We start from the raw sequence: 20785 nt of genomic DNA, 5'->3' as shown, positions 1-20785 counted from the left end.
TTGTTCGCGTCTTTAGGAGAGGTTATACTCCCATAAATTCCTTATCGAAATAGAACTTGTCCATTAATTTATTTACAATCCCGTTGAAATAAGCGAATTTACCTTTCTTCATTTTTACTCCGGATTTAATTTTCATAACAAACTCTTTGATAGCTTTTAAACCAATAGTAAGCTCCTGATCTTTAGTAAATGCTTTATCACCTGTTGTATGGTTAACAATTTTATTGCACTGTCTTACGACTTTCCACAGTTCTTGAATTGTTTTAGATTCACTGTAAAAAGAGCGAACTAAAGAAATAAAACGCTCTGGTACCCAGTGAGCAACAAAATCAGCTTGTTCAATATTCTCTTCTGGAGTATTGCTATTCTCATTACTATTACGTTTGTTTATATCTTTTATATTTTGTTTTAAGGAAACAGGTTTTGTTTTAATGGTAGGACACTTGGTAGGACTTTTTGCATCTACCTTGTTGGACACTTCTTCCACAATTGGTTGAATGATAATAGCGTTAGAAGTTTGAAGCATATCTTTTTTACGTTTCATCGCTACTTGTTTAATCATTTCTAAATCCACAAGCTTTTTCATTAAACGTTGTACAGTTTTATATGAAACTTCCATCATGTTAGCGATAGAATTTTTACATAGGAAACTAACACCTACATATTTGCAGCTGTGGCGTTTTAAAATTTCAAGTAGTGTAATGAGTTTAGATTGTACATCCGTACGCTTAATAGACATGCGGATATTATCTCTGTATGTACGTATAGTTTTGTTTAGTTCTTCCAATTCTATAAATGGTGATAGGTTACGAAATGCTTCTTCGCTTGCTATTACATCTATGCATCTCTTTTCCATATTATATGTCTCCCTTTATGGAAACAAAAAAGCAACGTCACCAATTAAGTAAACGTTGCTTAAGAGACCCTGCATGATGTACAATGACTCATGAGAGTATGGCAAGTGTTTACCTGGCTCAATCAGGTGGACGGTATAAGAGTGCTACCAACACTACTTATACACGCTGTGCTCTTTTGTTTTGTCGTTTTTTTGTATATACGTGAACTTTATATGTTTATATTTAAATACAAAAAATCAAGTTATACATAGGCAAACGATCTTTATTGGAAGTTTAAACACGTCAATTGTACACCCGAGGGAAGTTTTTAAAGAAGCCTTCCGTCGTGCAGCAGCCTCTATCATATGTCTTCATAACCATCCCTCAGGAGATCCCACGCCGAGCCGTGAAGATATTGCAGTAACAAAACGCTTAGTAGAATGCGGCCAGATTATCGGAATTGAAGTGCTTGATCATATTATAATAGGTGACCATAAATTCGTGAGTTTAAAGGAAAAAGGTCATATTTAAGACTATGCTTTTTACTTATTTTGTTTTATAATGTGATTTATGAGTTTTTTGTAGAAATTTATCTACAAAAAGGATAAAGATATAAAAAACGTACTGTTTTTATAATATAAAGTAAGAAAAAATGAGTCCGTGAAAACAAGAAAGGAAGATAAATAATATGTTTGGATTTGGTGGATTTACTCGCGATCTTGGAATAGACTTAGGAACTGCGAACACGCTTGTATATGTAAAAGGAAAAGGTGTAGTTTTACGTGAACCTTCAGTAGTTGCGTTACAAACTGATACGAAACAAATCGTTGCTGTAGGTAGCGATGCAAAACAAATGATTGGTCGTACACCAGGGAACGTTGTGGCACTTCGCCCGATGAAAGACGGTGTAATTGCTGATTATGAAACAACTGCAACAATGATGAAATATTACATTCAACAAGCTCAAAAATCAAACGGTTTCTTCTCACGTAAGCCGTATGTAATGGTATGTGTACCATCTGGTATTACAGCTGTAGAAAGACGTGCAGTAATCGATGCGACTCGTCAAGCGGGTGCTCGTGATGCTTATCCTATCGAAGAGCCATTTGCAGCAGCAATTGGTGCAAACTTACCTGTTTGGGAACCAACTGGTAGTATGGTTGTTGATATCGGTGGTGGTACAACAGAAGTTGCAATTATTTCTCTAGGTGGTATTGTAACAAGTCAGTCAGTTCGTGTTGCTGGTGATGATATGGACGATTCAATCATTCAGTACATTAAGAAAAGCTATAACTTAATGATTGGTGAAAGAACAGCTGAAGCATTAAAATTAGAAATTGGTTCTGCAGGCGAGCCAGAAGGTATCGAGCCTATGGAAATTCGCGGTCGTGATTTAGTAAGTGGTTTACCAAAAACAGTACTAATTCAGCCAGAAGAAATTGCAGATGCATTAAAAGATACAGTAGATGCGATTGTAGAATCAGTTAAAAATACGTTAGAAAAAACTCCACCTGAATTAGCGGCTGATATTATGGACCGCGGTATCGTATTAACAGGTGGCGGGGCATTACTACGTAATTTAGATAAAGTAATTAGTGAAGAAACGAAAATGCCAGTTCTTGTTGCAGAAGATCCATTAGATTGCGTAGCAATTGGAACAGGTAAAGCATTAGACAATATCGATCTTTTCAAAACTGCTGCTCGATAATATTGCAAAATAAAAATCAGTGAAATTAAGAGGGTGTGAACGTGCCACAGTTTTTCTTAAACAAAAGATTAATTGTTTTGTTGGTTAGTATTATTCTTCTCGTGGCATTGATTGGAATCTCATTGAAAGAACGGAACAGTTTAACATGGCCAGAGCAGTTTGTTAAAGATACTGTCGGTGTTGTAGAACGTGTATTCCAAAAGCCAGCGAAATACGTAGCTGGATTCTTCGAAAATGTAGAGGATGTAAAGCGCACGTATGAAGAGAATAAAGAATTAAAAGCAAAATTAGATAATTATGCAGGTCTATCAGGGAAAGTAAAACAATTAGAAGATGATAACAAGAAGCTACAAGAGCTAACTGGTAAAAAAGAGTTAAATAGTGGGTATACTGAAATTCCAGCTACTGTTGTTTCTCGTAATCCAGATAAATGGTACGATTTAATTGGAATTGATAAAGGGGCACAGCAAGGAATTAAGAAAGATATGGCGGTAGTAACTTCACAAGGGTTAGTTGGAAGAGTGAAAAGTGTATCTCAGTTTACATCATCAGTAGAATTACTAAGTTCTATGAGCCGAACAAATCGCGTTTCTGCTATTGTACAAGGGCAAGAGAAAATCTTTGGATTGATTGAAGGTTATGACAAAGAAAAGCAATTACTTCTTTTCACAAAGATTGGCTCTGATGCACCGGTAGAGAAAGATCAACTAGTTGTAACATCTGGACTGGGTGATATTTTCCCGAAAGGTCTTGTAATTGGAAAAATCGTTGAAGTTCAGCCGGATGCATATGGCTTAACAAAAACAGCTTATGTAAAACCTTCCGCTGATTTAAATGACGTAGAGCATATTACGGTTGCTAAACGTGCAACACCTTCAGCGCCATTAGAATAGGAGGAGAAGAAGAGATGATGAAGATATTAAAAAGAGCAGCTCTTCCTCTTTTGCTCCTTTTTGTGTTTCTATTTGAAAATATGTTTGCTACTTTTGTTCCAACGGATGTGTTTTGGAAAGACAGCATAGTAGCACCGCATTTCTTTATAATCGTCTTATGTTTTATTACAGTGTATTATAGTCCGGTTCAAGGGATTTATTACGGACTATTATTTGGCTTCTTATTTGATACTGTATACACAGAGCTTGTCGGGATATATATTTTTGCTTATCCGATTTTAGCTTATTTAGTTTATAGTGTGATGAAAGTACTACAATTGAATTTATTTATTGTTGTTTCTATCATATTAGCTAGCGTTGTAGCACTAGAGTATTATGTGTATGGATTCTTAACTTTGTTAGGACGTACTCATATGCCAGCGTATGTCTTTTTCACAGATCGTCTCCTTTCTACTTTATTGTTAAATGCTATTTTCTTATTGATAGTTTGTTTCCCACTGAGACGATATATAGTGCGTCTTTCAAAAGCGATGGAAGAAAAAGAAAAAAGGATTTTCTAATTTTATGTCGAATTGAATCGGTGGGGTGAACTTTAGTGGAAGAAAAAAAGCAACAAAATGTAACGATAAAAGGGACAAAAGATGGGATAACGCTTCATTTAGATGATTGTTGTTCATTCTCAGAATTATTGATGGAATTAGAAGAAAAACTTTCTACACATTACTACGATGGTGATGGGCGCTCTTTAATTGAAGTGCATGTGAAAGTAGGAAATCGTTATTTAACAGAAGTCCAACAAGAAGAGATTCGTACGTTAATTCGTAATAAAAAGAATCTTGTTGTGGATTCAATTGAAAGTGATGTTATCACTAAAGCAGAAGCAATAGCTTGGAAAGAAGAAACAGAAATTGTCCCTATTTCCAAAATTGTTCGCTCTGGACAAGTTTTACATGTAAAAGGAAATTTGTTGTTAATTGGTGATGTTAATCCAGGCGGAACGGTTATCGCTGGGGGGAATATTTTTGTCGTAGGATCATTAAGAGGAATTGCACATGCTGGGTATTATGGGGATTCGGATGCTGTAATCGCTGCATCTGTTATGAACCCGATGCAACTTCGAATTAGTGATGTGGCAATGCGGGCTCCGGAAGAGAAAGAAGACGGAGCGGAGGCGGCAGAATGTGCGTATATTAATGAGAACAATCACATTGTTGTCGATCGCCTGCAACTTCTCACTCATCTTAGACCTAATTTAACAAAGTTAGAAAGGGGAATTGTATAGCTGTGGGAGAGGCAATAGTAATTACATCTGGAAAAGGCGGAGTAGGTAAAACTACTACATCTGCGAACATTGGTACGGCCCTAGCGTTATCTGGAAAGAAAGTGTGCTTAATTGACACAGATATCGGTCTTCGAAATTTAGACGTAGTAATGGGGCTGGAAAATCGTATTGTATTTGATCTTGTTGATGTCGTTGAAGGGCGTTGCCGTTTACCTCAGGCTCTTATTAAAGACAAACGTTTTGATGATCTTTATTTATTACCTGCAGCACAAACGAGTGATAAATCAGCGGTAACACCTGAACAAATGGATGAATTAATACAAGTATTACGTCAAGATTATGATTACATATTAATCGATTGTCCTGCGGGGATTGAGCAGGGATTTAAAAATGCGGTAGCTGGTGCGGATAAAGCAATCGTTGTTACGACTCCAGAAGTATCCTCAATGCGCGATGCGGATCGTATTATTGGGCTTTTAGAAAAAGAGGATATTGAACCACCGAAACTTGTTATTAACCGTGTACGTAGTCATATGCTTCATGAACAGGATATGTTAGATGTTGATGAAATTGTACGTACATTGTCAATCGAGCTTCTTGGTGTTGTCGAAGATGACGATGAAGTTATTCGAGCTACAAATACAGGTGAACCTGTGGCGTTGCAACCAAGCGGAAAAGCAGCGTTGGCTTATCGTAATATTGCAAGACGCTTGTTAGGTGAGAATGTACCATTACAAGCATTTGAACAAGAAAAGGTATCGGTATTTGCAAAGGTGAAAAACTTCTTTGGAATCCGTTAAGAGCACTTCGCACATATGCGAAGTGCTTTCTTTTTTCTTCACACGAATATCTTTCTTTCTTAGCTCATACATATGTACAAACTGTATACAACTGTTTCTATTGAAATTAGCTTAACGAAAGAAAGGAGACAGTATGAAGAATAGACGCGTAGAAGAAATTAAAAAGCGGATTGCAAAAAGGAAGGCCGAGCAAGAAAGGATGGAGGAAGAGCAGTATTTTAACGGAGGGAATTTTGATAGTGAAGCGGTATTTATTGAAGATGGAGAAAAGGAAATGCATCCTTTATTTCGAAAGGAAGTCTTTTTCTTCAAAGTTTTATTATCAGCAATATTAGTTCTTTCGGTTGCTATTTTATATAAGAATGCTCCTTCTTCATTTAATGGAGCTAAAGCTGTTACGGAAAAAGTGATGAAAGAGGAATTTCAGTTTGCTACTGTAGCGAAATGGTACGAAAAGCAATTTGGAAAACCGCTTGTATTCTATTCGCCGAACGAGAAAAAAGAAGGAAGTATTCAGCAAAAAGATTATGCAATTCCTGCTTCTGGAAAGGTAATGCAAGGGTTTCAAAAAAATGGCCAAGGTGTATTTGTCCAAACAGCTACAAATGCAAAAGTGGAATCAGTGAATGAAGGGTTAGTTGTTTTTGCAGGCAAGAAAGAGGAACTTGGAAATACAGTTCAAATTCAACATGCAGATGGTACGGAGTCATGGTATGCAAACTTAAATGATATGTCAGTGAAATTATATGATTACGTTTCAAAGAAACAAAAAATTGGAACGGTGAGTAATGATACAAATGATAAAAATGGAAAGTTTTATTTCGCGATAAAAAAGAATGAAAAATTTATTGATCCGATCCAGGTGATCTCATTTGATTAAATATAGGGACGTTTTAACGAAAATTTCCGTGCATCCATTATTTTGGGTTATTATTGTCATTGGTATTTTTACTGCGCGTTTTAAAGAGTTACTACTGTTATTTTGTATTGTTCTTATTCATGAACTTGGGCATGCTTTTGCAGCAGCACACTATAATTGGCGTATAAAAAGAATTCAGCTTTTGCCGTTTGGTGGCGTTGCCGAGCTTGAGGAACATGGTAATAAGTCATTGAAAGAGGAACTTGTTGTCGTAATTGCAGGACCGATTCAACATGTTTGGATGATGCTGGTAGGTTATATGTTGTTCGAAGCCGGTTGGCTGAATGCAGATTTATATTATTTCTTTATGTGGAATAATATAATTATTTTAGCATTTAATTTACTCCCTATTTGGCCGTTAGATGGCGGGAAAGTATTGTTTAATGTATTATCATATCGTTTCCCTTATTTACAAGCACATGAAAAGATGATGAAATTGTCATGTGTTTTTTTTGGTGTAATATTAGGATGGCAGTTACTCTGGAATAGTAACAATATTATGATGTGGGTACTACTCGTATTTTTAGCAGTGTCATTATATCGAGAGTGGAAACAAAGACGGTATGCATTTATGCGTTTTTTATTAGAACGTTATTATGGAAACAAAAGAGGAATCGAAAAGATTGCACCTATTGAAGTGCAAACGGAAGATCGTTTATATACGATATTCACAAAATTTCGTAGAGGATATAAGCATTCTATTATCGTCCGTGGAAAATATAAAGAGCATTACACATTGGATGAAAATGAATTGCTCTATGCATATTTTACTGAAAAACGAACAACTTCATCAGTTGAAGAATTAATCGGTTAGTGTTGACGATAGCACTAACCTTTTATTATTGTAAAAGCAAAGAAGATTATAAAGTGAGGAAATAATTTTGAAAACGTTATATGTAAATTACGCTGGTTCGGAAAAGCGCGTTGCAATTGAAGAGAAGAAAAAGATTGTTGAATTTTTATGGAAACGTAATGAAGAGCAAGAGATTGTTGGGCATATTTATGTTGGGCGTGTCGTAAGAACAATTGCTGGAATGAATGCAGCTTTTGTAAACATCGGTTTAGAAAAGCATGCTTACCTTTCGTACGATGATGTACCATCTTCTTATCGTATACATGAAGGGCAAGCGATACTCGTACAAGTTGTGAAAGAGGCAATTGATACGAAAGGGCCTAAATTGACAGCGAATATAGAATTTACCGGGAAATATGTCGTTTATATGCCGTTTGATGAGATGCGCGCTGTTTCTCGAAAAATAAAAAATAATAAAAGAAGACAACAGTTACTCCAAATTGAAATAGAGGGAACGGGGGGATACATTTTCCGCTCTGCTTCTGAAAAAGGAGAAATTGAAGAAATACAAGCTGAAATGCAAAGGTTACAGCAGTTATATGAAGAGTTAAAAAGAAAAGAGAGCCAAGGAAAGGCACCGTTACTACTTCATCGACCGGCAACTTTTTTAGATCGTGTATTTCAAGAAAATCCGATTGAGACGATTGAAAAAGTAGTTGTAGATACAAGGAGTATAGTAAAAGAATTAGAAGAAAAGGTCGGTAAAGAGAAAGTATCTTTTTATAATGAAAAGTCTTCGATGTTTAACCATTTTGGAATAGAGCGTGAAATTGAGAAAGCACTCCAAAAAATTGTTTGGCTTCCAAATGGTGCTTATTTAATTGTAGAACAAATGGAGACGATGACTGTAATTGATGTGAATACGGGCAAGTTTACGGGAAAACAAAATTTACAAGATACAGTACTTCGCACAAATGAGATGGCAGCTGAAGAAATTGCACGCCAATTAAGACTTCGTGATATTGGTGGTATGATATTAATTGATTTTATTAATATGAAAAAAAGAGAAGATAAAGAAAAGGTAAGAGAATGTCTCATAGCTGCTATGCAAGATGACCGCACATATACAAGGGTGCTCGGCTTTACGGAGCTAGGGATTTTGGAAATGACACGTAAACGTAAAAAGCATTCTTTACGGGACGTATTATTAAAAGAGTGTGTACCTTGCAAAGCGACGGGTTATGTGATGTCGTATGAAACAATTGCATATGAGTTAGAGAGAGAACTAATCACATATGGCAATATAGAAGATGAAGCAGTATTAATCGCTGCGCCTAAAGAACTGCAAAAACAGTTTTTGCAAAAAGAATTACAAAAAAATATTCCATTTGAAATTTATTTCAAAGATGATAATATCGAAAAGTATGCTATCGTTCGTTTTGGAAGTAAAAAAGAAATTGTAGAACGGAAAAAATAGTTAGCAGAACATTTATTGACAACTGTCTATGATTCATGATAACATCTTTATGTTATAGTTTATAGCACCTAAACGGCTATATGCTACAACCGCACAAGACAGGTTCCCTAAAGGCATTTATGTCTACCTCGTTTTTGGCGAGTCTTAGTAATTAAGAGGAGGTGCAAGTATGTACGCAATTATCGAAACAGGTGGAAAACAAATTAAAGTTGAAGCTGGTCAAGCAATCTACATTGAAAAATTAGATGTTGAAGCTGGTGAAACTGTTACTTTTGACAAAGTTCTTTTCGTTGGTGGCGAAAACGTTAAAGTTGGTAGCCCAGTTGTAGAAGGTGCAACAGTTACTGCGAAAGTTGAAAAACAAGGTCGCGCTAAGAAAATTATCGTTTTCAAATACAAAGCGAAAAAGAACAATCGTAAGAAACAAGGTCATCGTCAACCTTACACTAAGCTAGTTGTTGAAACTATCAACGCTTAATTCTGGTTAACATGATTAAAATTACGATAAGTCGCACGAAATTAGGAAGTATCCAATCATTTAAAATGACTGGACATGCCGATTATGCGCCACATGGACAAGACCTTGTCTGTGCTGGAACTACAGCGGTTGTGTTTGGTTCTATAAATGCAGTGGAACAACTTTGTAATGTGCAAGCAACTATTGAACTCGGAAGTGATGGCGGATTCTTAACGTATGAATTGCCTAATGATTTAGACGTTCATGCAGCAGAAAAAGCACAAACGCTTTTAGAAGGATTAGTTGTTTCGCTTAAGACGATCGAACTTGATTACGGAAAGTATATCCGTTTAATAGAAAAAGTGCAGGAGGTGTAACGTATGTTAAGATTAGATCTTCAGTTTTTCGCATCTAAGAAAGGTGTAGGTAGTACAAAGAACGGTCGTGACTCTCAGTCAAAACGTCTTGGTGCTAAACGCGCAGATGGTCAAACGGTTACAGGTGGTTCAATTCTTTACCGTCAACGCGGTACAAAAATTTATCCAGGTGTTAACGTTGGTCGTGGTGGCGATGACACTTTATACGCGAAAGTTGACGGCGTAGTACGCTTTGAGCGTCTTGGCCGTGACCGCAAACAAGTGAGCGTATATCCTGTTGCTCAAGAAGCATAAGAACTCACGGAAAACTCTAACCTGAGTGCAGGTTAGAGTTTTTCTATATTAAGGGGTATCTAAATGAATGAAAAATGGACAATTATAGATGCATTGCGCCATTCAAGACATGATTGGCTCAATCGTATGCAGATGGTGAAAGGAAACCTTTCCCTTGGAAAAGTGGAAGAAATTCATAGTCTCATCGATCGTTTTGTCCAAGAAGCGAGACAAGAATCCAATCTGATGGGGCTATCAATGCCTTTATTTTCAGAGTGGATTTTAACATATAATTGGAAACAGCAGCCGTGCTTATTGGAGTACGAAGTATTAGGGAAATTACATAACTTATCTCACTTAGATGAGACTGTATGTACATGGACGAACCAATTTTTCTCGATGCTTCAGCATAGTTTAGACGTATATGTTGAAAATTATGTTTGTATCACAATTGAATGTGACGCGGATAATGCTCGTTTCTTTTTTGATTTTCGTGGTAAGCTAACGAGTGTAGAAGAACTACAGAATTGGCTTGCGACCCAAAACAATAAATGGTATTCCATTTCTTATACAGTGCGAGACGAAGAAGTCTCAGTTATATTACAACCAATTGAAAAAAGTGTGGTGAAATAATGTTTGTAGATCAGGTCAAGATATATGTAAAAGGCGGCGACGGTGGTAACGGTATGGTTGCGTATCGTCGTGAGAAGTATGTACCAAAAGGTGGCCCAGCAGGTGGCGACGGCGGTAAAGGTGCAGATGTTGTTTTCGTAGTTGAGGAAGGCTTACGTACATTAATGGACTTCCGCTACCAACGTCATTTCAAAGCTGATCGCGGTCAGCACGGAATGGACGTAAATCTGAAGATTTACTTGTAAAGGTTCCGCCAGGAACAGTAGTAAAAGATGAAAAAACTGGTCAAATTCTTGCCGATTTAGTAACGCATGGACAAACTGCTGTAATTGCAAAAGGTGGCCGCGGTGGCCGTGGTAACTCACGTTTCGCAACAGCTACGAACCCAGCGCCAGAAATCGCTGAGAACGGGGAACCAGGTCAAGAGCGTGATGTTATTCTAGAACTTAAAGTACTAGCAGACGTTGGACTCGTTGGATTCCCAAGTGTAGGTAAATCTACATTATTATCTGTTGTATCATCAGCGCGTCCGAAAATTGCAGAGTATCACTTCACAACAATCGTTCCAAATCTTGGTGTTGTTGAAACTGGTGATAACCGCAGCTTCGTTATGGCTGACCTTCCAGGACTAATTGAAGGCGCACATGCTGGCGTCGGACTTGGACACCAATTCTTACGTCATATTGAGCGTACACGTGTAATCGTGCATGTTATTGATATGTCTGGTTTAGAAGGCCGTGATCCATATGAAGATTACGTAACGATTAATAATGAATTAAAAGAATACAATCTTCGCTTAACTGAGCGTCCACAAGTTGTTGTTGCAAACAAAATGGATATGCCAGATGCAGAAGAAAACTTACAAGCATTTAAAGAGAAAGTGGGAGACGAAGTAAAAATCTTCCCAATCTCAGCTGTAACAAGACAAGGTGTTCGTGACTTACTGTTTGAAGTAGCGAACTTAATAGAAACAACACCAGAATTCCCAATACATGAAGTTGCGGATGAGTCTGATACAAGTGTAATGTACAAATTTGATACTGAAGGTGTTAAATTTGAAATTACACGTGAAAGTGATGGCACGTTTGTTATCTCTGGTTACGATATCGAGAAAACATTCAAGATGACAGACTTCTCACGTGATGAATCTGTACGTCGTTTCGCTCGTCAAATGCGCGGAATGGGTATTGATGAAGCGCTTCGTGCACGTGGCGCGAAAGACGGAGATATTGTAAAAATTCTTGAATATGAATTTGAATTTATCGATTAAGACTGCCGAAATACGGCAGTCTTTTTTATATCGCAAAAATCGGATTTGTACAGGAAAAAACCCCCACTAATTAAATTTTCAATTTATAATAAAAAGGGGATGGTTTTAGAAGAATTTTTTTATGGGGAGAAAACGAACATGTATAAAATATTAATTGTAGAAGATGATGAGAAAATCGCGGGAATATTAGAAGAGCATTTAGAAAGGTATGGCTATCAATCATTTAGAGCAAGTGATTTACGTCAAATAAAAGATGAGTTTGTAAAAGTGAATCCTCATCTCGTGTTACTTGATATTAATTTACCGTACTTTGACGGTTTTTATTGGTGTCGTCAAATTCGTACTGTATCGAATGCGCCAATTATTTTTGTTTCTGCAAGAACAGGAGAAATGGATCAAGTAATGGCGATTGAAAATGGCGGCGATGATTATATTACAAAGCCATTCCATTTAGATATCGTAATGGCAAAGGTGAAGAGTGCACTTCGCCGTGGTTATGGAGAGTATGCTTCTGCTGCTGAGAATGATTGTTTAGGTGTAAATGGACTGTTGTTATTCCCGTCTCAGCATATTGTTGAGTGGCAGGGACAACAAACTGAACTGACAAAAAATGAGTTCTACTTATTAGAGTGTTTAATGAAACAAGTGAATCAATATGTAACGCGCGAAGAACTGTTAGAAGCTCTATGGGATGAAGTAGCATTTGTGGATGATAATACATTAACCGTAAATGTAAAACGTGTAAGGAAGAAACTAGAGGAGTTAGGCATTAAAAATGCAATTGTAACGAAACGTGGATATGGTTATGCGCTTCTTACGGAGTGGGGCGAAGGGCATGAAGGTTAAAAATTACTTCATGGACCGCTTTTCTTTAATTCTTTCTTATATTGTTAGCCTTTGTTTATTTGGGCTCGTTTTGCAGTTGCAAAGTCTTTTAGAAAAGGAATCCATTGATTGGAGTACGTGGTTATATGGACTTTTATTAGGAACTGTTGTATTTACTGTATACCTCATTTACGATTACCGAAAACGGAGTGTGTTTTTAAAGAGGATCGAAAAGTACGTTACTGGCGGAAATACATTACATGACTCTTTACTTATTGATGAATCTTATACATCAGAGCAAGAAATGGTCGTTGAATCTTTTACGTTATTAAGACAGCAATATATGAATGAAGTTCATAAACAGCATGCGAAAGAGCAACAGCAAATGATATTTATGAACCAATGGATTCACCAAATGAAAACACCAGTATCTGTTATTGAATTATTGTTGCAGAAGTTTGGCAAAGAGCATCGTGAGGCAAGAGTAACAGTTGAAAGTATCCGTGAAGAAAATAACCGCATACTAAATGGTTTAGATTTAGCGTTACATATGGCAAGACTAGAACAGTTTGCGAAAGATTATAAGGTAGAAGTAGTAAATGTTATAGATGTAGTGCGAGGTATTATTAATGAAAATCGAAAATCCTTCATTCAATCGTCTGTATTTCCGAAAGTGATGTTTCAAGAAGATACTTGTATGGTTGCATCTGATAGAAAATGGCTCAGTATTGCTATAGGTCAAATCGTTGTAAATGCAATTAAGTATACGAAAATTTCAGAAGCAGAGAAAAAGGAAATTCAATTTCAAATTGAAGAGAAAGATCAAAAAGTGTTATTACATATTAAGGACAATGGAATCGGTATTCCAGAGCAAGATGTAAAGCGTATATTTGATCCATTCTTTACGGGGATAAATGGCCGTAAAACGAGAGAAGCGACTGGGATGGGTTTATATATTACGAAGGAAATTTGCGATAATTTACATCACGGTATTTATGTGCAATCGGTTGAAGGAGAAGGGACGACATTTACGTTCCAATTTGCAAAAGATGAAGAATATCATACATTAATGAGAAAAATGACAAAACTGTAAGATAACAAAACGTTTTGTAAGGGAAATCACTCGTTTCTTTTTCTTATTTTTCTTATAGTAAATGTAAGAAGAAAACACATAGGGGGATTAGAAATGAGTGTTCTTGAAGTAAAAGGGTTAACGAAGGTGTACCAATCAAAAGGTTCAGTAGCGACGACTGCTTTAAATGATATAAATTTTAAAATAGAAGAAGGCGAATTTGTAGGGATTATGGGTCCTTCGGGAAGCGGGAAAACAACGCTTTTAAATTTATTGGCGACAATTGATAAGCAAACTTCAGGTCATGTGCTTGTAAATGGGGAAGAAATTAATCAAATGCGTGCTGCAAAATTAGCGGAGTTTCGCCGTACACATTTAGGGTTCATCTTCCAAGATTTTAACTTACTTGATACGTTATCTATTAAAGAAAACATTATTTTACCACTTGTAATGGCGAAGAAATCCGTAAATGAAATCGATGCGAAAGTACTGGAAATTGCGAAGTTTTTAAACATCGAAGAAATTTTAAATAAAAAAGTATACGAAGTATCAGGCGGACAACAGCAACGTGCAGCAGCTGCGAGAGCGATTATTCATGAGCCTACGTTAATTTTAGCAGATGAGCCGACTGGAAACTTAGATTCGAAGTCAGCAAAATCATTAATGAGCGCGTTGCAAGACTTACATGAACAAAAGAAAGTGACAATTGCAATGGTAACGCATGATCCAGTAGCAGCGAGTTATTGCGAACGTATTCTATTCATTCGCGACGGAGAAATTTTCTCAGAAATACATAAAGGAAGAACGAAACAAGCCTTTTTCCAAGAAATTCTGGACGTACTTGCGATGCTAGGAGGAGAATATCATGAACTTTCGCCAGCTCGCGCTTAATAACGTAAAAGGAAATTGGCGTAACTATAAAGCGTTTCTTATAAGTAGTTGTTTATCGATTGTCGTATTTTTCATGTATGCTTCTTTTATTTATCATCCAGATGTCGTAAGCGGTAATATTAGTATGAGAAAGATGATCACAAAAGGATTAGAATCGATGAATTATATTGTGGTCATCTTCTCGGCACTCTTTATTTTATATGCAAATTCAACGTTTTTACGAGCAAGAAAAAAAGAGTTTGGCCTACTAACATTAATAGGCGGAACGAAATCGCAGCTCGGCCGAATGATTATATTAGAGCAACTGATGTTAGGTAGTATTGCAATTGTAGTTGGTATTGGGGTTGGAATGCTTTGTTCAAAATTATTTTTCCAAGCGTTAAGCGTATTATTAAAAATAGATAAGACACTTCCACTCGTTTGGAATAGTAAAGCAGTTCTTATTACAGCTGGTGTATACTTTATTCTATTTTTAATCCTGTCATTGTTTAGTGTTTGGACAGTAGGACGCTTGCAAATTATTGATTTATTAAGAGAGGCAAGAAAGCAAAAAGTAGAGCCGTTTGCATTTACATGGTTAAGTATAGTTGGTATAGGATGTATTATTGCTGCATATGTACTTAGCTTCCAAGTAACGTTTCTGAATTTCCTCATCCTCTTTTTACCGGTGGTAGGACTGACAATTGGCGGAACGTATTTACTATTTACACAAGGTAGTACAGTTGTATTAAAAGCATTACAAAAAAGAAAGCAATCTTTCTATACATATCCAAATATGTTTGTTCTTAGCAACCTTATTTATAAAATGAAAGATAATGCTCGTTTTCTATTTGTAATTTCTATTATTACGGCGATTGTATCCTCGGCCGTTGGCACGCTTTACGTATATTTTGAGGATATGAGTTATAAAACGGTAGTCAAAACTCCACATGCTATTTCATATGAGGAAAAGGGGTTAAATACGCATAGCCTTATTAATGAAGAAAAGGTACAGGAGCTTGTGAAGAGACACGGGTTTGAAGATGCGCGAAAAGTAACATACATAAAACTACCGGCAACACAGAAAGTAACGTTTTTTAACGGTGAACATGAAGTGCCGATCACGATTATTTCAGAAAAAGAATATAATGCAGAAGTGCGCAAACAAAAGAGAGAGCAAGTTACAGAAGTTCATAATGTACCAGGTAGTGCAACGATGGTTATGGTCGATATGGCAAATGAACTGATGAAGATAGATCGTACGAAACCGTATGAATTTACAATGAACGGACAAAAGCAGTCTGTTCAGCTAAATAGCCCAACTTCATTTTCTGTTTTTAATGATAGTGAATATCTCGTTGTAAATGATCAAGATTTTGAGAAATATGCAAAACTCGTACCAGATGAAGAAAAGACGAAATATTATGGTTATTATATTGAGGATTGGAAAAGTACAGAAGATCTTGTATTAGATTTGAAAAATGAAATTGCACCAGAAAAGCAAGGGGAATTGAGAAATTCAGTGTTTGCGTATAAGGATATAAGAGAAGGTGGAGCAATTACAATGTTCATCGGTTTCTTCGTAGCGGTACTGTTCTTCTTCTTCGCTTGTAGTATGACATACTTTAAATGGTTTAACGATAAAGAACAAGATCGTATTCAATTTAAATCGTTAAAGAGAATCGGTATGACAGATAAAGAAATTCGCAAAATTGCGATTCGACAAATGGGAGTTATCTTCTTTATCCCAATTTTAATCGGTTCCATTCATAGTGGAGTTGCTCTTCATACGTTAGGGAAAATGCTTTATATTGATTTGTGGAAATCAGGTGCGCTTGTAATTGGAGCATACATTTTAGCTTCTGCCATTTACTTTATGATCGCGCAAAGAGGATATTTAAAACACGTAAAAAGCTAGGGGAATCTCTAGCTTTTTGCCTATGTAGTAAGTTACAGGAGGACGATAGATGAACATTCGGCAACTAGCGCTGCAAAATATAAAAGGAAATTGGCGTAATTATAAAGTGTTTTTCTTAAGTAGTTGTTTTGCAATATTTGCTTCTTACGCATATATGTCTGTCATTGTGCATCCATATATGCAAGAGACGATGTGGTATCAAAACGTACGCTGGGGACTTATCATATGTAATGTTATAATCATTTCTTTTTTCGTCATATTTATTTTGTACTCTACTTCTATTTTCATAGAAGCACGTAAGAAAGAATTAGGGTTATATATGTTAATGGGAGCAACGAAGTCTAACGTAATAGGAGTGATTATGACCGAGCAAATTTTAATCGGGGTCTTCGCGAATATTTTCGGTATTGGGCTTGGTATGATATTTTTAAAACTCTTTTTTATGGTATTTAGTATGTTACTGGGGCTTCCGAAAGAACTACCTGTTATATTTGACGTAAGGGCGATTGGTGTAACATTTATTACATATATGGTCGTTTTTATTTTGTTATCTTTTATAAGTGCTTTACGTATATGGAATATAAAAATCATTCGGTTATTGAAAGAATTTCGAACAGATAAAAAAGAGAAAAAAACATCAAAGTGGCTTTGTTTATTCGGTTTTGCTTGTTTAGTGGGCGGGTATGCGTTGGCGCTACAAGTGACGATGGCTACGATAGTGATATACTTTTTCCCTGTGTCTATACTTGTCTTTTTTGGAACGTACTTTTCTTTCGCGCATGGAGCTACCCAAGTGTTAGAAATGATAAAGCGAAATAAAAAGATTATGTATACATATCCATATTTATTTATAGTGAATCAATTGTCACATCGAATGAAGGAAAATGGTCGCTTTTTCTTTCTGATGTCTATGGCAACGACGTTTGTAGTTACAGCAACAGGTACGGTGTTTTTATATTTTTCTAGCATGCAAGATATGTGGCGAACTGGAGGGGTACACTCGTTTTCGTACATAGAAAAAGGTATTTCTACTCATGAGGTCTTTGAGGAAGGTGCGGTTGAAAAATTACTGCATCAATATGAGTATGACGATTTTCAATATATGAGTTTTGTTGGAGTGTATGCATCCTTTCAGTCTAATAAGGGAGAAACAACAATAGTACCGCTTATAAAAGAAAGTGAATATAACCAAGAAGCGAGGAAACAAAAACAGAAAACGTATCGTCCTAAAAAAGGTACAGTGACACTCGTTTATTATAATAAATACAATAATTCGAATGTATATAATCAAAAAGAGATTCAATTGCAAGTAATGAATCAACCATATCAATTCGTATTTAACGGTCAGAAAGAAGGTGTTCAATTTAACCATCATCCCTCGTACATTAATGGTCTGTTCTTCGTTATGAATGATGAAGATTTTGACAGTATAGCAAATCAGGTTCCTGATTCTGAAAAAATGATATATAGAGGCTACACATTACCAAATATCGAAAAGACGAAGAAATTAAATGAAGATTTACGGAAACATATGAAACAAGATAATAATGCATTTCGAAGCAATATGGAGTTGTATGTAAATATGAAAGAAGGCGGCGATATTACTCTATTTGTAGGCTCATTTATTAGTATATTATTTTTTCTTACTTCATGTAGTATCGTGTATTTTAAATGGTTCCATAATATTGCATCGGACCGAAAGCAGTATGGTGCACTCTCTAAACTTGGAATGACGAAGGAAGAAGTATGGAAAATTTCTCGTTGGCAATTATGTATGCTATTTTTTGCGCCAATTATAGTAGGGAGTATGCATAGTGCAGTTGCGTTATATACGTTTCATAATACGCTTTTTATGGATGGATCATTAAGAAAAGTAGGTTTGTTCATTCTGTTTTATATCGCAGCATGTATCATTTATTTCTTCTTCGCTCAAAGAGAATATAAGAAACATTTAGACTAGCGAAAGCCAGTCTTTTTTTAATATTCGAAATTTACATAGAAGAATATAAAAAAGTATGGTATAACAGTAAGAAAACGAAAAAGAGGGGAAAAGACGATGATTCGAGTAGGATATTTAGGACCAGAAGCAACATTTACAAATATGGCGGTGAGTCGTTTTTTTCCAGAAGCAGAGCATGTACCGTATCGAACGATTCCAGATTGTATAGATGCAGCTGCAAATGAAAATGTAGACTTCGCAGTTGTACCGTTAGAAAATGCAATAGAAGGTTCAGTGAATATAACGGTTGATTATCTTGTACATGAGCAGCCGCTTTCCATTGTAGGAGAAATTACAGTACCAATTCAGCAGCATTTACTTGTACATCCGCAGTATGCAGAAGTGTGGGATGAAGTATATGCGGTGCATTCTCATCCGCATGCCATTGCACAGTGCCATAAATTTTTAAATGAAGAATTAAAAGGAGTAACTGTTCGAGATATGACATCCACAAGTGCCGCTGCGCAATATGTGAAAGAACATCCTGAAGAGAAAATTGCCGCTATTGCAAATGAAGCAGCTGCAGAAAAATATGGATTAACAATTGTGAGGCGTAGCATTCATACGCATAAAAATAATCACACACGTTTCCTAGTACTCCATAAGAAAAAGAAAGCAGTACTCCCGAATAACGGAGAGAACCGCGGAGAGAAAACGACGCTTATGATAACGTTACCTGCAGATTATGCAGGTGCCCTATATCAAGTGTTATCAGCTTTTGCATGGAGAAAATTAAACTTATCAAAAATCGAATCGCGTCCGATGAAAACAGGTCTTGGAAATTACTTTTTCTTAATCGATGTCGATAAAGCATATGATGACGTATTATTGCCAGGCGTAACGATGGAACTTGAAGCACTCGGTTTTTCTGTTACTGTGCTGGGGAGTTATTCTTCTTATTGGTTGTAAAGGGAGCTGTTGTTAAACTTGTTTGAAATGAAAAGTTGTTTATCGGTTTGAGGCAGAGTAAGCTATCGATTCTATTGAAGTAAGTGATTAATTAAGCTAGCAAAATAAAGAAGCCATCCTAAAAGATATTTAGGACGGCTTCTGTTAGGAATAGATAACTCTTTTGTCGGGTTTTTAGTACGCATCATTACAACTATTATAATAATAGGATTCATCATTGTTCGAATTACTGCAGCAAATACAATTCGTTTGTTGTATGAATAGATTGAGTGTAGATGGAGCTACAGTATCTGAGAAAGTAATACTCTCAACATCTTCTACTAAAAATGTTTTAATATCTCCTGGTGTTAAGGTAAATGTAAGTGGAGAGCGATGGTTTAATCTTGCAATTGTTAATCTAATCGTTGTTGCAAATGCAGGACTGAAACTAAATTTAATAAGTGTCTTATTATGATTTTTAGTGAAGTTTTCAAATACAGTTCGAGGAATTCCAGTTGTTATATCAAGATCTTGAGGGGTATTTCCCGTACCGAAAATAGTATAGTTCTGTATAAAACAGTTATTTGAATCTGAATTTGAAGAATTACATGGGCGATCATTTTTCTTATAATATTTTTTTCCATTTTTTAAGAAGTAATCCGCCATAATTAATCACTCCCTTCACATATAAGAATTAAAGGTTGTCCATATATAATATGAAATATATTTTTATATGTTTGGACGTGAAGGAAGAGAAAATAAAAACAGTCCATCTGGTATGATGGACTCAATACTGTTTTACATGGTGTGATTCTTTATTTTAACTTCGCAAGACGATCTTCTAACTGACCACGCCAAATATCAGCTAGTTCTGGAACGGCAAGAATTTTTTCAATGCCATCTTTATCTTTTCTATTATGAAAATAAATTTCGTTAGAGAACAAAACAGAAACATTGCTCGGTTGACGTTCTAGTAATGTAATTTTAGAATCTTTACGTACAGTACCTTCTTGAAGAACGCGGCATAGGTAGCCAGTAAATCCAGTTGCTACAATGCGCGGCAAAATGCCAGGAATACCGAGGCGTTTTGAAATAGTGCTACAAGGTACTCTTGCTTGTGTTACTTGAATGATTGCTGCACCTAGTTGATATGTATCTCCGATGCAAACATCACGCTCTAACATATTTGTTACGGTAATGTTTTCGCCAAATGTGGAAGCTGGAAGCGTAGTTTGAAACTCCTCTTCCCATAGTGCGTAATGCTCGTGTGGGTATACACAAACAGCGCGATCAGGACCGCCGTGATGTTTTAAATCCGCTACGTCATCACCACGAAATCCGTCTTTTGAGAGAAAGGCCTCTTCTGTAGGGTCTTTACATATACCTGTTATCATTTCTTTATCTTCGCTATATTTCATTTGTTTCGGCTTGCCAATGCTAAAGTGAACGAGTTCAATTCCCATATTTGATCTCCTTTACGATTGATTACAATATT

General features: G+C 36.2%; 21 protein-coding genes, 2 pseudogenes and 1 other annotated feature. Of the genes and pseudogenes, 20 read left to right on the top strand and 3 right to left on the bottom strand.

All coding sequences use genetic code 11. The annotated features are described in order from the left end of the window. Positions 1 to 22: 22 nt before the first annotated feature. A complete protein-coding gene (locus AXW78_RS21265; RefSeq protein ID WP_061884602.1) occupies positions 23 to 856 on the bottom strand; it encodes a hypothetical protein in 834 nt (277 codons plus the stop codon). A gap of 208 nt (positions 857 to 1064) precedes the next feature. Between AXW78_RS21265 and radC the strand changes: the two are divergent. The 20 genes and pseudogenes from radC to pheA all read left to right on the top strand — a co-directional run. Continuing rightward, positions 1065 to 1367, top strand: a pseudogene (radC, locus tag AXW78_RS21260) (RadC family protein); the annotation flags it as partial. Positions 1368 to 1524: 157 nt separating this feature from the next. Then, positions 1525 to 2544, top strand: a complete 1020-nt coding sequence (mreB, locus tag AXW78_RS21255; protein WP_000466736.1) for a cell shape-determining protein MreB — start codon at positions 1525 to 1527, stop codon at positions 2542 to 2544. A gap of 41 nt (positions 2545 to 2585) precedes the next feature. Further along, positions 2586 to 3437, top strand: coding sequence for a rod shape-determining protein MreC (mreC, locus tag AXW78_RS21250; protein ID WP_001135489.1), 852 nt, complete (start codon positions 2586 to 2588; stop codon positions 3435 to 3437). 14 nt (positions 3438 to 3451) lie between these two features. Next, positions 3452 to 3997: a rod shape-determining protein MreD gene (mreD, locus tag AXW78_RS21245; protein ID WP_000975748.1), complete on the top strand. Its 546-nt coding sequence runs from the start codon at positions 3452 to 3454 to the stop codon at positions 3995 to 3997. Positions 3998 to 4032: 35 nt separating this feature from the next. After that, positions 4033 to 4719: a septum site-determining protein MinC gene (gene minC / locus AXW78_RS21240; protein ID WP_000391523.1), complete on the top strand. Its 687-nt coding sequence runs from the start codon at positions 4033 to 4035 to the stop codon at positions 4717 to 4719. Positions 4720 to 4721: 2 nt separating this feature from the next. After that, positions 4722 to 5519: a septum site-determining protein MinD gene (gene minD / locus AXW78_RS21235; RefSeq protein WP_000503309.1), complete on the top strand. Its 798-nt coding sequence runs from the start codon at positions 4722 to 4724 to the stop codon at positions 5517 to 5519. 133 nt (positions 5520 to 5652) lie between these two features. Continuing rightward, positions 5653 to 6399, top strand: a complete 747-nt coding sequence (gene spoIVFA / locus AXW78_RS21230) for a stage IV sporulation protein SpoIVFA (protein ID WP_000797471.1) — start codon at positions 5653 to 5655, stop codon at positions 6397 to 6399. Continuing rightward, positions 6392 to 7252, top strand: a complete 861-nt coding sequence (gene spoIVFB, locus AXW78_RS21225; protein WP_000599053.1) for a stage IV sporulation intramembrane metalloprotease SpoIVFB — start codon at positions 6392 to 6394, stop codon at positions 7250 to 7252. Before spoIVFA ends, spoIVFB begins: the two co-directional genes overlap by 8 nt. Before the next feature lie 67 nt (positions 7253 to 7319). Continuing rightward, positions 7320 to 8708, top strand: a complete 1389-nt coding sequence (locus tag AXW78_RS21220) for an Rne/Rng family ribonuclease (RefSeq protein ID WP_000855496.1) — start codon at positions 7320 to 7322, stop codon at positions 8706 to 8708. 77 nt (positions 8709 to 8785) lie between these two features. Then, positions 8786 to 8863, top strand: a sequence feature (ribosomal protein L21 leader region). Positions 8864 to 8877: 14 nt separating this feature from the next. Beyond that, complete coding sequence (gene rplU, locus AXW78_RS21215; RefSeq protein ID WP_061884601.1) at positions 8878 to 9186, top strand: 50S ribosomal protein L21; 309 nt, start codon at positions 8878 to 8880, stop codon at positions 9184 to 9186. An 11-nt stretch (positions 9187 to 9197) separates the two neighbouring features. Then, entirely contained in the window at positions 9198 to 9542 is a 345-nt protein-coding gene (locus AXW78_RS34490) for a ribosomal-processing cysteine protease Prp (protein WP_002164192.1), read from the top strand. A 3-nt stretch (positions 9543 to 9545) separates the two neighbouring features. Then, positions 9546 to 9836 (top strand): 50S ribosomal protein L27, encoded by a 291-nt coding sequence (gene rpmA / locus AXW78_RS34485; protein WP_000944958.1) that lies wholly within the window; start codon positions 9546 to 9548, stop codon positions 9834 to 9836. 63 nt (positions 9837 to 9899) lie between these two features. Then, on the top strand, positions 9900 to 10448 hold the full coding sequence (locus tag AXW78_RS21200; RefSeq protein ID WP_001003584.1) for a sporulation initiation phosphotransferase B: 549 nt from the start codon (positions 9900 to 9902) through the stop codon (positions 10446 to 10448). Beyond that, positions 10448 to 11718: pseudogene (gene obgE, locus AXW78_RS21195) on the top strand (GTPase ObgE). Before AXW78_RS21200 ends, obgE begins: the two are co-directional and overlap by 1 nt. 138 nt (positions 11719 to 11856) lie before the next feature. After that, positions 11857 to 12564, top strand: coding sequence for a response regulator transcription factor (locus AXW78_RS21190; protein WP_002164191.1), 708 nt, complete (start codon positions 11857 to 11859; stop codon positions 12562 to 12564). Next, entirely contained in the window at positions 12554 to 13636 is a 1083-nt protein-coding gene (locus AXW78_RS21185) for a HAMP domain-containing histidine kinase (RefSeq protein WP_000865388.1), read from the top strand. Before AXW78_RS21190 ends, AXW78_RS21185 begins: the two co-directional genes overlap by 11 nt. A gap of 93 nt (positions 13637 to 13729) precedes the next feature. Then, entirely contained in the window at positions 13730 to 14506 is a 777-nt protein-coding gene (locus AXW78_RS21180; protein ID WP_000114530.1) for an ABC transporter ATP-binding protein, read from the top strand. Continuing rightward, positions 14481 to 16403 carry an ABC transporter permease gene (locus AXW78_RS21175; protein ID WP_001011427.1) on the top strand — a complete coding sequence of 641 codons (1923 nt, stop codon included), beginning with the start codon at positions 14481 to 14483 and terminating at the stop codon, positions 16401 to 16403. The genes AXW78_RS21180 and AXW78_RS21175 overlap by 26 nt, the downstream gene beginning before the upstream one ends. A 49-nt stretch (positions 16404 to 16452) precedes the next feature. Next, complete coding sequence (locus AXW78_RS21170) at positions 16453 to 18363, top strand: ABC transporter permease (RefSeq protein WP_061884600.1); 1911 nt, start codon at positions 16453 to 16455, stop codon at positions 18361 to 18363. Positions 18364 to 18459: 96 nt separating this feature from the next. Then, complete coding sequence (gene pheA, locus AXW78_RS21165) at positions 18460 to 19311, top strand: prephenate dehydratase (RefSeq protein ID WP_000621701.1); 852 nt, start codon at positions 18460 to 18462, stop codon at positions 19309 to 19311. A gap of 174 nt (positions 19312 to 19485) precedes the next feature. Here the strand turns inward: pheA and AXW78_RS21160 are convergent, their stop codons facing one another. Continuing rightward, positions 19486 to 19956, bottom strand: coding sequence for a hypothetical protein (locus tag AXW78_RS21160; RefSeq protein WP_000796369.1), 471 nt, complete (start codon positions 19954 to 19956; stop codon positions 19486 to 19488). A 149-nt stretch (positions 19957 to 20105) separates the two neighbouring features. Further along, complete coding sequence (locus AXW78_RS21155; protein ID WP_000510679.1) at positions 20106 to 20753, bottom strand: MOSC domain-containing protein; 648 nt, start codon at positions 20751 to 20753, stop codon at positions 20106 to 20108. Between the last annotated feature and the right edge of the window lie 32 nt (positions 20754 to 20785).

Source organism: Bacillus thuringiensis (assembly GCF_001595725.1).
Classification (GTDB): Bacteria; Bacillota; Bacilli; order Bacillales; family Bacillaceae_G; genus Bacillus_A; species Bacillus_A thuringiensis_K.
This window is presented reverse-complemented; position numbering and strand designations above follow the sequence as displayed.

Coding starts and splice junctions, on each gene's coding strand:
- AXW78_RS21265 (WP_061884602.1), bottom strand. CDS start 856: ATGGAAAAGAGATGCATAGATGTAATAGCAAGCGAAGAAGCATTTCGT.
- mreB (WP_000466736.1), top strand. CDS start 1,525: ATGTTTGGATTTGGTGGATTTACTCGCGATCTTGGAATAGACTTAGGA.
- mreD (WP_000975748.1), top strand. CDS start 3,452: ATGATGAAGATATTAAAAAGAGCAGCTCTTCCTCTTTTGCTCCTTTTT.
- spoIVFA (WP_000797471.1), top strand. CDS start 5,653: ATGAAGAATAGACGCGTAGAAGAAATTAAAAAGCGGATTGCAAAAAGG.
- rplU (WP_061884601.1), top strand. CDS start 8,878: ATGTACGCAATTATCGAAACAGGTGGAAAACAAATTAAAGTTGAAGCT.
- AXW78_RS34490 (WP_002164192.1), top strand. CDS start 9,198: ATGATTAAAATTACGATAAGTCGCACGAAATTAGGAAGTATCCAATCA.
- rpmA (WP_000944958.1), top strand. CDS start 9,546: ATGTTAAGATTAGATCTTCAGTTTTTCGCATCTAAGAAAGGTGTAGGT.
- AXW78_RS21200 (WP_001003584.1), top strand. CDS start 9,900: ATGAATGAAAAATGGACAATTATAGATGCATTGCGCCATTCAAGACAT.
- AXW78_RS21190 (WP_002164191.1), top strand. CDS start 11,857: ATGTATAAAATATTAATTGTAGAAGATGATGAGAAAATCGCGGGAATA.
- AXW78_RS21185 (WP_000865388.1), top strand. CDS start 12,554: ATGAAGGTTAAAAATTACTTCATGGACCGCTTTTCTTTAATTCTTTCT.
- AXW78_RS21180 (WP_000114530.1), top strand. CDS start 13,730: ATGAGTGTTCTTGAAGTAAAAGGGTTAACGAAGGTGTACCAATCAAAA.
- AXW78_RS21175 (WP_001011427.1), top strand. CDS start 14,481: ATGAACTTTCGCCAGCTCGCGCTTAATAACGTAAAAGGAAATTGGCGT.
- AXW78_RS21170 (WP_061884600.1), top strand. CDS start 16,453: ATGAACATTCGGCAACTAGCGCTGCAAAATATAAAAGGAAATTGGCGT.
- pheA (WP_000621701.1), top strand. CDS start 18,460: ATGATTCGAGTAGGATATTTAGGACCAGAAGCAACATTTACAAATATG.
- AXW78_RS21160 (WP_000796369.1), bottom strand. CDS start 19,956: ATGGCGGATTACTTCTTAAAAAATGGAAAAAAATATTATAAGAAAAAT.
- AXW78_RS21155 (WP_000510679.1), bottom strand. CDS start 20,753: ATGGGAATTGAACTCGTTCACTTTAGCATTGGCAAGCCGAAACAAATG.